Source organism: Oleiphilus sp. HI0128, assembly GCF_001635365.1.
In genome coordinates this window covers 1-294 of sequence record NZ_LWGG01000635.1, presented here as the reverse complement: position 1 = coordinate 294, position 294 = coordinate 1, and the positions used below count along the sequence as shown (strand labels likewise).

The following is a 294-nucleotide window of genomic DNA, read 5'->3' as shown; positions in this document are numbered from 1 at the left end:
GCTACTCTGCGCGGCGGCGATTTCCGGTCTAGTCGGTGAAGCCGTGGATACACTTATTATCCTTTGTATTATTGGCCTCAATGCAATATTGGGCGCTTTTCAAGAATTCCGGGCTGAAAAAGCGATGGCTTCTCTTAGAGCCATGGCGACACTCGAGACGCTGACTTTACGCGATAGCAAATGGCAGACTATTTCCAGCACGCAACTCGTCCCTGGCGATATTATTAGCCTGGAGGCCGGCAACGTAGTGCCTGCCGATGTTCGCCTTGTCGAGGGCAAGGATATTGAGTGTGA

The 294-nt window shown here is 51.7% G+C and carries 1 pseudogene; it reads left to right on the top strand.

The features are described from left to right. Positions 1 to 294 (top strand): annotated as a pseudogene (locus A3763_RS07930) (ATPase); the annotation flags it as partial.